General features: G+C 67.9%; 13 protein-coding genes and 1 tRNA gene. 8 read left to right on the forward strand and 6 right to left on the reverse strand.

Going from position 1 to position 13,293, the window contains the following annotated elements; genetic code table 11:
* Positions 1 to 31 precede the first annotated feature (31 nt).
* Positions 32 to 116: transfer RNA gene (locus tag QZ546_RS13645), tRNA-Leu, on the reverse strand.
* A gap of 121 nt (positions 117 to 237) precedes the next feature.
* Between QZ546_RS13645 and QZ546_RS13650 the strand changes: the two genes are divergently transcribed.
* Complete coding sequence (locus QZ546_RS13650; protein ID WP_007405040.1) at positions 238 to 396, forward strand: hypothetical protein; 159 nt, start codon at positions 238 to 240, stop codon at positions 394 to 396.
* Positions 397 to 404: 8 nt separating this feature from the next.
* Complete coding sequence (locus QZ546_RS13655; protein ID WP_294238539.1) at positions 405 to 647, forward strand: hypothetical protein; 243 nt, start codon at positions 405 to 407, stop codon at positions 645 to 647.
* A gap of 252 nt (positions 648 to 899) precedes the next feature.
* Here the strand turns inward: QZ546_RS13655 and gatB are convergent, their stop codons facing one another.
* The 4 genes from gatB to gatC form a co-directional block, all read right to left on the reverse strand.
* Positions 900 to 2,381 (reverse strand): Asp-tRNA(Asn)/Glu-tRNA(Gln) amidotransferase subunit GatB, encoded by a 1,482-nt coding sequence (gene gatB / locus QZ546_RS13660; protein WP_294238541.1) that lies wholly within the window; start codon positions 2,379 to 2,381, stop codon positions 900 to 902.
* The gene (locus QZ546_RS13665) at positions 2,378 to 2,794 is read right to left on the reverse strand and encodes a hypothetical protein (RefSeq protein ID WP_294238544.1); all 417 of its coding nucleotides are present in this window, start codon (positions 2,792 to 2,794) and stop codon (positions 2,378 to 2,380) included. The genes gatB and QZ546_RS13665 overlap by 4 nt, the downstream gene beginning before the upstream one ends.
* The gene (gene gatA, locus QZ546_RS13670) at positions 2,788 to 4,269 is read right to left on the reverse strand and encodes an Asp-tRNA(Asn)/Glu-tRNA(Gln) amidotransferase subunit GatA (RefSeq protein ID WP_294238547.1); all 1,482 of its coding nucleotides are present in this window, start codon (positions 4,267 to 4,269) and stop codon (positions 2,788 to 2,790) included. The genes QZ546_RS13665 and gatA overlap by 7 nt, the downstream gene beginning before the upstream one ends.
* Positions 4,270 to 4,342: 73 nt before the next feature.
* Positions 4,343 to 4,630, reverse strand: coding sequence for an Asp-tRNA(Asn)/Glu-tRNA(Gln) amidotransferase subunit GatC (gene gatC / locus QZ546_RS13675; RefSeq protein ID WP_294238552.1), 288 nt, complete (start codon positions 4,628 to 4,630; stop codon positions 4,343 to 4,345).
* Positions 4,631 to 4,768: 138 nt separating this feature from the next.
* Here gatC and QZ546_RS13680 point away from each other — a divergent pair, with 138 nt between their 5' ends.
* From QZ546_RS13680 to QZ546_RS13700, 5 genes are all read left to right on the forward strand, one after another.
* Positions 4,769 to 5,875: a DUF3089 domain-containing protein gene (locus QZ546_RS13680; protein WP_294238555.1), complete on the forward strand. Its 1,107-nt coding sequence runs from the start codon at positions 4,769 to 4,771 to the stop codon at positions 5,873 to 5,875.
* Entirely contained in the window at positions 5,872 to 6,336 is a 465-nt protein-coding gene (gene ruvX, locus QZ546_RS13685) for a Holliday junction resolvase RuvX (RefSeq protein WP_294238558.1), read from the forward strand. The genes QZ546_RS13680 and ruvX overlap by 4 nt, the downstream gene beginning before the upstream one ends.
* A gap of 364 nt (positions 6,337 to 6,700) precedes the next feature.
* Positions 6,701 to 8,194, forward strand: a complete 1,494-nt coding sequence (locus QZ546_RS13690; RefSeq protein ID WP_294238561.1) for a hypothetical protein — start codon at positions 6,701 to 6,703, stop codon at positions 8,192 to 8,194.
* Positions 8,195 to 8,252: 58 nt separating this feature from the next.
* Entirely contained in the window at positions 8,253 to 9,236 is a 984-nt protein-coding gene (locus QZ546_RS13695) for an aspartate carbamoyltransferase catalytic subunit (RefSeq protein WP_294238564.1), read from the forward strand.
* On the forward strand, positions 9,233 to 10,450 hold the full coding sequence (locus QZ546_RS13700) for a dihydroorotase family protein (RefSeq protein ID WP_294238567.1): 1,218 nt from the start codon (positions 9,233 to 9,235) through the stop codon (positions 10,448 to 10,450). Before QZ546_RS13695 ends, QZ546_RS13700 begins: the two co-directional genes overlap by 4 nt.
* Before the next feature lie 203 nt (positions 10,451 to 10,653).
* Here the strand turns inward: QZ546_RS13700 and QZ546_RS13705 are convergent, their stop codons facing one another.
* Positions 10,654 to 12,393: a DEAD/DEAH box helicase gene (locus QZ546_RS13705; RefSeq protein ID WP_294238570.1), complete on the reverse strand. Its 1,740-nt coding sequence runs from the start codon at positions 12,391 to 12,393 to the stop codon at positions 10,654 to 10,656.
* A gap of 210 nt (positions 12,394 to 12,603) precedes the next feature.
* On the opposite strand from QZ546_RS13705, the gene QZ546_RS13710 reads away from it, so the two are divergent.
* A complete protein-coding gene (locus QZ546_RS13710) occupies positions 12,604 to 13,065 on the forward strand; it encodes a GreA/GreB family elongation factor (protein ID WP_294238572.1) in 462 nt (153 codons plus the stop codon).
* Positions 13,066 to 13,293 lie beyond the last annotated feature (228 nt).

Genomic DNA, 13,293 nt, shown 5'->3' on the forward strand with positions numbered 1-13,293 from the left:
GTGTGGCTGTCGCCCCGTTTTGACCGGGGACTGGTGCGGGCGAAGGGACTCGAACCCCCACATCTCACGATACTGGAACCTAAATCCAGCGCGTCTACCAGTTCCGCCACGCCCGCACGAGGACACCGCCGATGGGCGCGCGTCTATATCACCATGGGCGGCCTGCACAAGGGACAACAGGCAACATCGGCGTGTCCGGTGCGTTTATGCCCTTCCTACCCCGACAGGAGAGCGAGAATGGCCACCCAGCCCCCGCCCGAAAGCCCGCAGCCGACCCAGCCCGCGCAGCCCGACGCGCCCCCGCCCGAAATTGTGCCGCCCGGTCCCGATATCGACCAGCCTGCCCCCGGCGTCGGTCCGGGTGATCCGGGTACGCAACAGCCCTTGCAGATTTGAGGAAGACGATGGCGACGAATCCCGAAAACCATCCCGACAGCCCGCCCAGCGAGGCGCCGGAGAACAACCCCGACAGCCCGCCGCGAGAGGATGAGCGGAGCGATATCGAGCAGGCGGTCGAGGCACGGTCCGATGCGGTCAAGCGTGGTGAAGGCGGCGAGGAGCCGGTGACGTTTACCGATACCGGGGAGCATGACGGCGTCGGCGGGACCGGCGGTGTCGTGCGGAACCAGGATCTGGACGCGCAATAACAGGGCGCCAGTCTCGGTGAGACACCTTTGCCCTCCCCCATGCGGGAGGGGAGACGCTTGCGGGAAGGCGAGAAGATTATCGAAGGCCGTTCGCTAGATTCGAACCTCACGACAGCGCATGTCGCTCGCCAAGGGCACGCCCCTCCCGCAGGCGGGAGGGGATGGGGGAGGGAAAGCCACAGGCGATGCCCTCTGCGAGGCTCCCTACCCTCCCCCCGGCCCCCTCCCGCTTGCGGGAGGGGGAGCAATACATCACCCCGCCAAAGCCTTCTTCAGCAGGTCGTTGACCACCGCCGGGTTGGCCTTGCCACCCATCGCCTTCATCGTCTGCCCGACGAAGAAGCCGAACAGCGCTTCCTTTCCAGCGCGATACTGACCCAGCTGGTTCGGATTTTTTTCCAGAACCTCGGCGATCACCGCCTCGATTGCGCCGGTATCGCTCGTCTGCTTGAGCCCACGCTCCTCGACGATCTTGCTCGGGCCGTCACCCGTCTCCAGCATGATCTCGAACACCTGCTTGGACAGGCTGCCCGACAGCGTGCCGTCGGCGACCAGCGCCAGCAACTCGGCCGCCTGCGCAGGCGACACCGGGCTCTCGGTAATGTCCTTGTCGAGCCGGTTGAGCGCACCGAACAGCTCGGCCGCGACCCAGTTGGCCGCCTGGGCCGGCTTGGCGCTCGTGCCTTCCAGCGCCTCCAGCAGCCCGTCGAACCAACGCGCCGTCTCGACCTCGGCGGTCAGCACGCCCGCATTATACGGGGTCAGCCCCAGCGCCTCATAGCGACGACGCTTGGCGTCGGGCAGTTCGGGCAGGCTGGCGCGGCATTCCTCGACGAACGCGTCGGTCAGTTCCAGCGGCAGCAAATCGGGATCGGGGAAGTAGCGGTAATCATGCGCATCTTCCTTCGACCGCATCGAGCGCGTGGTGCCGCTCTCGACATTGAAGAGGCGGGTTTCCTGGACGATCTTGCCGCCATCCTCCAGCACCGCGACCTGGCGCTTGGCCTCATATTCGATCGCGGCCATGACGAAGCGGACCGAGTTGACGTTCTTCGTCTCGGTACGCGTGCCGAATTCATCGCCGGGCTTGCGGACCGACACGTTCACGTCGGCGCGCATCGACCCTTCTTCCATATTGCCGTCGCAGCTGCCCACGTACCGTAGGATCGCGCGCAGCTTGCGCAGATAAGCCCCTGCTTCGGCGGGCGAACGCATGTCGGGGCGGCTGACGATCTCCATCAGCGCCACGCCCGAACGGTTGAGGTCGACATAGGAGCGGGTCGGATGCTGATCGTGCATCAGCTTGCCCGCATCCTGCTCGACATGGATGCGCTCGACGCCGATCGACTTGGTCGGGCCGTCGGGGTTCTTCTCGTCCAGGCTGATCTCGATCGCGCCCTCACCCACCAGCGGGTGGTAGAGCTGGCTGATCTGATAGCCCTGCGGCAGATCGGCGTAGAAGTAATTCTTCCGGTCGAAGCGCGACCATTTGTTGATCTGCGCGTCGATCGCCATGCCGGTGCGCACCGCCTGGCGGATGCACTCCATGTTCGGCACGGGCAGCATGCCGGGCATCGCGGCGTCGACCAGCGACACCTGCGTGTTCGGCTCCGCACCGAAGGCGGTCGCCGCGCCGGAAAACAGCTTGGCGTTGGAGGTGACCTGGGCATGGACTTCCAGGCCGATCACGACCTCCCATTCTCCGCTCGCGCCCTGGATGCGATATTCGCTCATGTTCGATCTCGATGATGAAGATAGTTGATCGCCGTCAGGACGGCGTTGCTGCCCAGCAGGGCGACGATCCAGCAGGTCGACAGGATGCGCAGGACCGACGTCTCGAAACCGAGATGCCGCGCCTCCCGCAACCCGATATAGGCCGCGCCCGCGCCTAGCACGAGGAACAGGGCGCCCAGCCGGATCTCGCCGCGCAGGATCACGCTGTTGCCGACGCACAGGCACAGGATGAAGCCCGCCACACCCAGGAAGAACCGCGCCAGCGTGTGATGGTCGAAGGGCTGGCTTTCCATATGGCTCAGCGATACGCCGACATAGGCGCTCAGGATCGCCCCGAACGCGACGTTCAGGGCGCCCTGCGCCTCCCGCAACACGGCGATGTTGCGGGCCGTGAAGGCGCGGTCGCTTACCACCAGGCCTGCGGACGGGCGGTGAAGCCCGCGCGGTGCTCGATGGCCAGCCCGGCGTTCAGCACGCCCTGCTCGTCCAGCGGCTTGCCGATGATCTGCAGGCCGAGCGGCAGCCCGTCCTTGTCCAGACCACCCGGCACCGACATGGCGGGCAGCCCGGCCAGCGAGGCGGGCACCGTGAACACGTCGTTGAGGTACATGGCCAGCGGATCGGCCTGCTTCTCGCCCAGCGCGAACGCCGCCGAGGGCGCGGTCGGGGTGAGCAGCACGTCGCACTGCTCGAACGCGCGCTCGAAATCTCGGGCGATCAGCGTGCGGACCTTCTGCGCCTGGGTGTAATAGGCGTCGTAGAAGCCCGCCGACAGCACATAGGTGCCGATCAGGATGCGGCGCTTCACCTCGTCGCCGAAACCGGCCGCGCGGGTGGCGGCGTACATGTCCTGAAGCCCCGCCCCTTCGGGCAGGTCGCGCAGGCCGTAGCGCACGCCGTCATAGCGGGCGAGGTTGGACGACGCCTCGGCCGGTGCGATGATGTAGTAAGCAGGCAGCGCATATTTGGTATGCGGCAGCGAGACCTCGACGATCTCGGCGCCTGCATCGCCCAGCCAGTCGATGCCCTGCTGCCACAGCGCCTCGATCTCGGCGGGCATGCCGTCGACCCGGTATTCCTTGGGCACGCCGATGCGCTTGCCCTTCAGGTCCGCCGACAGCGCGGCTTCCCAGTTCGGCACGTCGAGCTTCAGCGAGGTCGCGTCCTTGGCGTCGAAGCCCGCCATCGCCTCCAGCATGATCGCGCAATCGCGTACATCGCGCGCCATCGGCCCCGCCTGGTCGAGCGAGGAGGCGAAGGCGATCGTGCCCCAGCGCGAGCAGCGGCCATAGGTCGGCTTGATGCCCGAAATGCCGGTAAAGGCGGCGGGCTGGCGGATCGAGCCGCCGGTGTCGGTGCCGGTCGCGCCCGGCGCCAGCCCCGCCGACACCGCCGTCGACGAACCGCCCGACGACCCGCCGGGGGCGAGCGCGGCGGTGTCGTTCGGGCGACGCCAGGGCGAGATGACGTTGCCGAAGGCGCTGGTCTCGTTGGACGAGCCCATGGCGAACTGGTCGAGGTTCAGCTTGCCGAGCATCCCTGCGCCCGCATTCCACAGATTCTGCGAAACGGTGGACTCATAGGGCGGCACGAAGCCTTCCAGGATCCTGCTGGCGGCGGTGGTCGCGACGCCCTTGGTCGCGAACAGATCCTTCATGCCGATCGGCACGCCCGCCAGCGGCTTGAGCGTCTCGCCCGCCGCGCGCGCCGCGTCGGCCGCGTCGGCGGCGGCGAGCGCATGGTCGGGGGTTTCGACCAGGAAGGCGTTGAGCGCACGGGCGCCTGCGACCTTGGCGTTGAAGGCCTCGACGACTTCGCGCGCCTTGAACTGGCCGTCGCGCACGCCGTCGCGGATGGCGGCGATGCCGAGTGTGGTCAGGTCGGTCATGACGCGAGGTTTCCCTTGGGGATGGAGATCCCGGCCTTCGCCGGGATGATCGAAAGATGCCCGGTCCCGGTCATCATTCGATCACCTTGGGCACCGTGAAGAAGCCATGTTCGGCCTGCGGCGCGTTCTGCATGAGGAGGTCGCGGATGCCGCCGTCATTGACGACGTCGTCGCGCAGGCGAAGCTGGTTGGCGATCACCGCGGTCATCGGCTCGATACCTTGGGTATCGACCTCGCCCAGCTGCTCGATCCAGCCCAGGATATTCCCCAGTTCGGGGGCGAGGCGCGTCGCGTCCTCCTCGGTGATCGCGATGCGGGCAAGGCTCGCGATCTTCTTCACGGTTGCGGTATCTACGGACATGGATTTGCGGCTAGCATCGCCGCGCGGCTTCGCGCAACGCTTTTGCCGTCTCGGCGATTGCAATGGGGGCAAGTGGGGCATCATGGATAGCAATTGCGGCTCGCCCAATTTTGCTGCACCGCACAACGGAGTGATGATTTGGCGCGCAAATTCCTCTATGTCGTGGCGGCGCTCATCGTGCTGACGATCGCGGCCGCCTTTGCCTATCGGATGTTCGGCAACCAGTTGCTGCGCTGGTCCACCGTGCCCAGCGAATCGTTCCGCGCGCAGGCCGCGCCCCCGGCCGAACTCTACAAACGGCGCGTGATGTGGCTCGCGCGGCCGGACATTCCGAACAACCCGGCGCTGTGGACGCCGACCGGCTATACGCCCGGCCAGCCGGGCCAGGGCGCGGCGGTGTTCTTCATCCACCCCACCTCCTACATCAACAAGGCGCACTGGAACGCGCCGATCGACGATCCCGAGACCAATACCCGCGCCGAGCTGTTCCTGCGCGGCCAGGCGAGTGCGTTCAACGGAGCGGGCGACATCTGGGCGCCGCGCTATCGCCAGGCGACGTTCGGCGCCTTCCTGACCAGCGTCGCGGATGCCGAGCGCGCGCTCGACCTGGCGTACCGCGATGTGGACGCGGCCTTCACCGCCTTTCTGGAACAGGTCGATCCCAAACGCCCGTTGATCCTGGCGGGGCATAGCCAGGGCGCGCTGCACCTCTCGCGGCTGCTGACCGACCGGGTGGCGAAGGACCCCGCGCTGAAACGCCGGATCGTCGCGGCCTATGTCGTCGGATGGCCGATCTCGCTGACCGCCGACCTGCCCGCCATGGGCTTGCCGGCCTGCGCGCGCGCCGAGCAGACCGGCTGCATCCTCAGCTGGCAGAGCTTCGGCGAGCCCGCCGACCCGTCGCTGATCCTCGACGTGTTCGACAAGACCAACGGCTATACCGGGGCACCGCGCAAGGACACTCAGATGCTGTGCACCAACCCGCTGACCGGCACGCCGGACATCGCGGCCCCCGCGACCGCCAATCTGGGCACGCTCTTCCCTTCCGCCGATCTGAAGACCGCCGCCATCGCGGCGGGCAAGGTGCCCGCGAAGTGCGAAGGGCGCGGTATCCTGACCATCGGCGAAGGGCCGAGCGTCGGCCCCTATGTGCTGCCGGGCAACAACTACCACGTCTATGACTATAGCCTGTTCTGGGCGAATGTCCGCGCCGATGCGGAGCGCCGTTTGAAAGCCTTTCGATGAGCCTGATCACCACCGACCGTACCGAATTCCACAACGTCCTCCCCTCGGGCGGTCGGCTGATCGGGCTGGACGTCGGCACCAAGACCGTGGGCACCGCGCTGTGCGACGCCGGGTGGAGCTTCGCCAGCCCAGCCACCCTGATCCGCCGGACCAAGTTCACCAAGGACAAGGAACTGCTGATCGCGATGATCGCGCAGCAGGGGTGCAAGGGCCTGGTCATCGGCCTGCCCCTCAACCTGGACGGCAGCGAGAGTCCGCGCTCGCAATCCACCCGCGCCTTTGCCCGCAACTGCGCCGATCTCGGCCCCATATTGCTGTGGGACGAACGCTGGTCGACGGTCGCGGTCGAACGCACGATGATCGAACAGGACATGAGCCGCGCCAAGCGCGCCGAGCGGATCGACAATCTGGCCGCCGCACACATCCTGCAGGCCGCGATCGACGCGCTGGTGATGGCGTAGATCGGGCTCCGTCAAACCAGGCCGGATCGACATTCAGCCATGCCCATTCTTCCCTCCCCCTCATCAAGGGGAGAGGGTTGCGCAGACTTGGTCTTTGCGTAGCAAAGGCTTAGTCGGAGCTGGGTGAGGGCTCGCTCGCCCCCTAACCCAAGCTGCGCTAGCCAGCACGCTTCGCTAACCCTCTGCCCTGTCCAGGGGAGGGGGAAGAACGATGCGTTATGAATGTCGATCGGCCCTAGGACGTTCCAGATTGGGAGGCGCGGGTCGATGGGCCTGCCCGCACCGCTTGCCGCCATGGGCCGGGTGCGGCACATCCTGGCCCATGACCCCGGATCGCCCCGCCGTCCCGCCGCGCCCCCGCTCCTTGGGCCATCGCCTCCTGGGCCAGCCGTCCCTGTGGACGGGTGCGATGCTGGCGATCGTCTATGTCACGCTGGTCGAGGCCATGGTCTGGGCCATGCAATTGCGCGGGCCCTGGTATGACGAGTTCTACACGCTCTACGTCACCCGGCCGGGCCTGCCCCTGCACTATGCGTTCGACCGCTGGCTGGCGGACAATCATCCGCCGCTCTTCTACGCACTCGCCCATGCCACCACCTGGCTGGGCCCGACGATCGAGGAGCGCCGCGCGGTCAACCTCTTCATCCTGGCCGCCGCCGCGATCCAGCTCGCCTGGTGGCTGATCCCGCAGGGACTGCGGCGGATCGGCTGGGTCTATGTCATGGCCCTTGCCTGCGCCTGGCCCGCGATCGACCGCGCGGCGGAGCTGCGTTCCAACTATCTCGCCTTCGCCTCCGCCGCCGTCGCGGTCGCCGCGCTGATCGCCTTCGGTCGGGGCTATCGCGCGCATCGCCGGGCGGAATGGGCGATGCTGACCCTCGCCCTGCTGATCGCGTTCAACGTCCATCTGGCCGCCAGCATCGTGGTGGGCTCGCTCGCCGCCACGATGATCCTGCGCCGCCTGCTCGCCCGCGACATGGGCAGCGCGCTCCGGCTGCTCGCGGCCGCGACGCTGGCCGGTATCCCGATGCTCATCAACATCCTCGGGTCGTTCGGGCGGATCGAGGCCAATACCCGCAATTTCTGGATCCAGGGCGGCTTCAACGCCGCGCGCTGGGCGATCGAAACCGAGGTCGAGCGTGCGCTGACCGCCAATCCAGCGATCACCCTCCTGGCGGCGATCGGCTTCGCCCTGCTCGCCCATCAAAGCTGGCGCGCCCGTCGCCTCGCCCCGAAAGCCGATCTGGCGGTGACGCTGGGTGTCGGCTTGGTCATCGGTTGCACGGTGATGATCGCCATCCATCTGTGGCGGCCCTTCATCATCGGCCGCTATCTGGTGACGCTGCACCCGGTCTTCGCAATGATCATGGCGCTGGGTGTCGCGGCCTTGCTCGACCGGATTCGTCCCCTATTCGCGGTCCTGGTGTCGGCCGCCATGGCCTTGGCGGCATTGTCGGCGATCCGGACGAACATGGCACAGACCTGGGTCCAGGCGAGCTGGTACGGCACCGGCGGAGCCATTGCGGCGATCCGGCAGCGCTGCCCCTCGACGCGGGTCCATATCGACTGGACGGGCAATCTGTCGACCATGGCCGCCCCGCCCTTCGAGAATCGGGCCGTCTTTCCCTTCGCCTATGACATCGTCGCCAGGCATTTCGGCTTTCCTCTTACCCCGGAAAGCGACCATTTCATGCCGCACGACTGCCCGACACTGTTCTGGACCGAGCATATCGCGGGCCAGTCGGGCAACAGGGACAGCCTGGTCGCCGCCCTGCGGGCGAAGGGCTTTCCCATCGGCCCCGCCAAGCTGGTGCGGATCGGCAACGGCTATATCCTGATCACCAGCCCGACGCGCTGAACCTGTCGCGCAGACGAGCCTTGCCGAACGCCGCCGCGCCCGCTACCCGGCGGCTTTAATGCAGACATCGGATCATCGCCCCGGCACGCTCATTCAGGGTGGCGCCGTTTTCCCGCACCGGCATCTGACCGGAATCGACGGCCTTCAACCGCATGAGATCATGTTCCTGCTCGACGAGGCGGAACATTGGCTCGATCGCGGCGCGACCGACACGCCCGACACCAGGCTGGCGGGCCTGACCCAGATCAACGCCTTTTTCGAGAACTCGACGCGGACGCTCCTGTCGTTCGAGATTGCAGGGAAACGCCTGGGCGCGGACGTGGTCAACATGCACGCCGCCCAGTCGAGCGTGAAGAAGGGCGAGACGCTGATCGACACGGCGATGACGCTGAACGCGATGCGCGCCGACGTCATCGTCATCCGCCACATGGCGAGCGGAGCCGTCCGCCTGATCGCCGACAAGGTCGACTGTCCCGTCCTGAACGCAGGCGACGGGCGGCACGAGCATCCGACCCAGGCGCTGCTCGACATGCTGACCATCCGCCGCCGCCGAGGCAGCGTGGCGGGGCAGAAGGTCGTCATCTGCGGCGACATATTGCACAGCCGGGTCGCGCGCTCGGACATCCTCGCGCTCACCGCGCTGGCGGCCGAGGTGCGGGTGTGTGCGCCCTCCACGCTGATGCCCAAGGGCATTGAGCGCATGTTCGTCACCCCCTTCACCGATTTCGACGAAGCGATCGAGGATGCCGATGTCGTCATGATGCTGCGCGTCCAGAATGAACGGATGGCGGGCGGCTATATTCCCTCCACCCGCGAATACCGCCTGCGCTACGGCCTTACGCCTGAACGCCTCAAGCGCGCCAAACCGGGTGCGCTGGTCATGCATCCCGGCCCGATGAACCGCGGGGTCGAGATCGACTCGGAGGTGGCGGACGGCCCGCAATCGGCGATCACCGAGCAGGTGGCGATGGGCGTCGCGGTCCGCATGGCCTGTCTGGACGTGCTGACCCGCCGAGCCCGCAAGCTGGAGGGCTGGGCATGAGCGTCACCGCCTTCACCAACGCCGTGCTGGTCTGCCCGGTTGGCGGCGAGACCAGGGGCCAGGCTTTGCTGGTCGAGGACGGAGTCATCACCGGCACCGGAAACGTGCCCGATGGCGCGACCGTGATCGACTGCGGCGGCAAGATGCTCGCCCCCGGCATCGTCGATCTGGGCGTCTTCAAGGTCGACAATGCCGCCTTCCGCGCGGGCGGGATCGTGCGCATCGGCCTGATGCCCGACCAGTCACCGGTGCTCGACGATCCGGGCGTGGTGCAGCGTGCCGCACTGATCGGACGGCCCGACCTCTGGATTCACCCCATCGCGGCGGCGACCCGCTCGCTGGCGGGCACCGACCTGGCGGAGATGGCGGTGTGCGTGTCGGCCGGGGCCAGGGCGGTGGGCACCGGGCGCGGCTGGATCGCCGATTCGGGCGTGATGCACCGCGTGCTGGCCTATGCCGGCGATCTGGGCCTGACCGTCATCGTCCATGCCGAGGATGGCGGCCTGACCGCCGATGCGGTCGCGACCGAAGGCGAGACGGCGAGCCGCCTGGGCCTGCCCTCCGCGCCTGCCATCGCCGAAGCGCTGGCGATCGCGCGCGACCTGATGCTGGCCGAGGAGACGGGCGCGAAGCTGCACATCCGCCAAGTCACGACGGCGGCGGGCTTCGACTTGATCCGCGCGGCCAAGCGGCGCGGCGTGAAGGTGACGTGCGGCATCACGCCCGCGCATCTCCACCTGTCCGACATCGCGATCACCGATTTCCGCACCTTTGCTCGCCTCTCGCCCCCTCTGCGCGACGAAAGCGACCGGCAGGCGGCGCTGGCGGCGGTGGCGGACGGGACGGTCGACGTCATCGGATCGGGCCACGACCCGCACGGGCCGGAGTCCAAGCGTCTGCCCTTCGTCGATGCCGAAGCGGGCATGGCGGGGGCGGAGACGCTCCTGCCGCTCGCGCTGATGCTGGTGCGGGACGAGCGGATCACCCTGCCCCGGCTGTTCACCATGCTGGCGAGCAATCCTGCGAAGGTGCTGGGCCTCGACACCGGCACGCTGGAGCCGGGCAAGCCCGCCGACCTGATGCTGTTCGATGCAGAGACGCCGTGGATGGTCTCGGGCGACGCCTTCGCCTCGGCAGGCAATACGCCGTTCGACGGCTTCCCCGTCCAGGGCCGCGCGCTGCGCCTGTGGAAGGCCGGGCGGGAAATCGCCTGACTTAATCCTCCCCATCTCTGATGGGGAGGGGGACCGCGCCCGCGGGGCGTGGTGGTGGGGCCGGCAACGCCAGCGAGGGACCCTGCCTCTCCACCACCGGGCTCACGTCCGGCGGTCCCCATCCCCAAGCCGAGCTTGGGGAGGAATAAAAAAGCCCTCCCCGAGGCGTCTCGGGGAGGGCTTTTTGTTTAACCGCTATCGGCTCAGCCGCGACGCGGGCCGCGCGGGCCGCCCTGGGTGGGGCGTGGCGAGTAACGACGCGGGCCGCCGGGGCCACCGGCCGGGCGACCGCCCATCGGACGGTTGCCGCCCGGACCGCGTCGCGGACCGCCATGGCCCGAACCGCCGGCGGGCGGACCATCGGCCTGCTCGATCGCGATATCGTCCTCGGCATGGTCCGCCGCAGTCCGCTTCAGCGCGGCGACGAAGCGCGATGCCAGCGCCGACGGGATCTCGAACAGCGTCTCATTGGGCTGGATACGGATCGCCCCGATCTCGTTGCGGGTGATGTGCCCCCGACGGCAGATCAGCGGCAGCAACCAGCGCGGATCGGCATTCTGGCTGCGCCCGACGCTCATCCGGAACCAGGCGGTGTCGTCGAACCCTTCGCGACGCTCGCGCGGCGCCGGGGCGTCGCCCTCGACCAGTTCCTCGGCCTGGGGCAGTGCGGCCCGGTGCGCGCGGACCAGGGCGGCGGCGATGTCCTCGGCCGACTTCTCGGCGAGCAGGCGGGTGGCCAGCTCGCGATCGCCCTCATCCACCTCGACCGGCGCCAGCAGTGCGGCCAGCAGACGCTCGCGATCCTGCTCGCGGATTTCCTCCAGCGTCGGCGCACGACGCCATTCGGCGTCGATGCGGGCGCCGCGCAGCATCCCCTCGACCCGGCGACGGCGCGGATAGGGCACGATCAGGATCGCGGTGCCCTTGCGACCCGCGCGGCCGGTGCGGCCCGAACGGTGCTGAAGCGCTTCGGCATCGCGGGGGATTTCGACATGGATCACGAGCGTCAGGCCCGGAAGGTCGATACCGCGCGCCGCCACGTCGGTCGCGACGCAGACGCGGGCACGGCCGTCGCGCAGCGCCTGGAGCGCATGGTTGCGCTCATTCTGCGAATGCTCGCCCGACAGCGCGACCGCCGAGAAGCCACGCTCGACCAGGCTGGAATGCAGATGGCGGACATTGTCGCGGGTGGCGCAGAACAGGATCGCCACCTCCGCCTCGTGCAGGCGAAGCAGGTTGACCACCGCCGCCTCGATATCGGCCGGGGCCACCGTCACCGCCTGATAGGCGATGTCGGCATGGCCCTTGTCCTCGCTGATCGTCTCGATCCGCTTGGCGTTGTTCTGATACCGCTTGGCGAGCTGGACGATCGGGCGCGGCATGGTGGCCGAGAACAGCAGCGTGCGGCGCTCGGAGGGCGTGCCGTCGAGAATCTGCTCCAGATCCTCGCGGAAGCCCATGTCGAGCATCTCGTCGGCTTCGTCGAGGACGACGAACTTCAGCGACGACAGGTCGAGCGCGCCGCGCTCCAGATGGTCGCGCAGACGGCCGGGCGTGCCGACGACGATATGCGTGCCATGGCTGAGCGCACGACGCTCGCGCGAGGCGTCCATGCCGCCGACGCAGGTCGCGATACGGGCGCGGGCACCGGCATAGAGCCATTCCAGCTCGCGGCTGACCTGCAGCGCCAGCTCGCGCGTCGGCGCGATGACCAGCGCCATCGGCGCACCCGGCTGGGGCAGGTGATCGCCACCGGCCAGCAGCTCGCTCGCCATGGCGAGGCCGAAGGCGACGGTCTTGCCCGAGCCGGTCTGGGCGGAGACGATCAGGTCGCGGCCCTGGGCGTCATCCTCGATGACGGCGGCCTGGACCGGGGTCGGCGCGGTATAGCCACGCGCGGAAAGGGCAGCCGACAATACCGGCGGCAAGGCAGAAAAAGGCATGGGGACTCCAACAGAAAAAGGAGCGCGTACCGCCGAACCAAGGGACCCATCCCTCTTAGTTGGCGGATACACCCATGCGGCACGGGTGAATGTTTGCGTTCCGTGAAAGCGTGGCCCTTTACACGATTGCAGCGAAAACTCAAGCCGCGCTTGCGGTGAACCGAACCGCCCGCCATGGAGCCGGGTCATGAGCCCAAGCGTTGATCCCCGATGAGTGTCGCCTTTCGCCGCGAATCCGATGAGGAACATCTCGAACCCAAATTCGAGCTGCCCATCCCGCCCGGCCCCAATCTGGTCACGCCGCGCGGGCTGGAGCTGACCCGCGCCAAGGTGACAGAGGTCGAGGCGGCAGTTGCGGCGGCAACGGTGGACGAGGACCGGACCCGGCTCCAGCGCGAACTCCGCTATTGGAACACCCGCGCCGCCACCGCCGAACTAGCGCCCGCTCCCGCCGAGGACGAAGTGGGGATCGGCAGCAGGGTGACGATCCGGCTGAACGGGCAGACCAGGACCCTGACCATCGTCGGCCATGACGAAGCCGACCCGGCGCATGACCGCATCGCCTATGCCGCGCCGCTGGCGCGTGCGCTGATGGGCGCGATGGCGGGGGAAACGGTGGCGTTCGGGGGGAAAGCGGATGCGGTGGAAATTCTGGATGTAGCGACCGCCTGACCTTCTTCCTCCCCTCCCGCAAGCGGGAGGGGACCGAGGGGAGGGAAAGAGGGTCTCACCGAGACCAGCGCCTGCGGCCTTCCCTCCCCCATCCCCTCCCGCCTGCGGGAGGGGCGTGCCAAGCCTCAATGTTCTCGCTCTCTATCCCCCCGAACGCCACCGTTTCCCCTGTCTCTTATACACATCTCCGAGCCCACGAGACCGTCCTAGATCTCGTATGCCGTCTTC

It is taken from the genome of uncultured Sphingomonas sp. (assembly GCF_913062585.1).
Lineage (GTDB): Bacteria > Pseudomonadota > Alphaproteobacteria > Sphingomonadales > Sphingomonadaceae > Sphingomonas.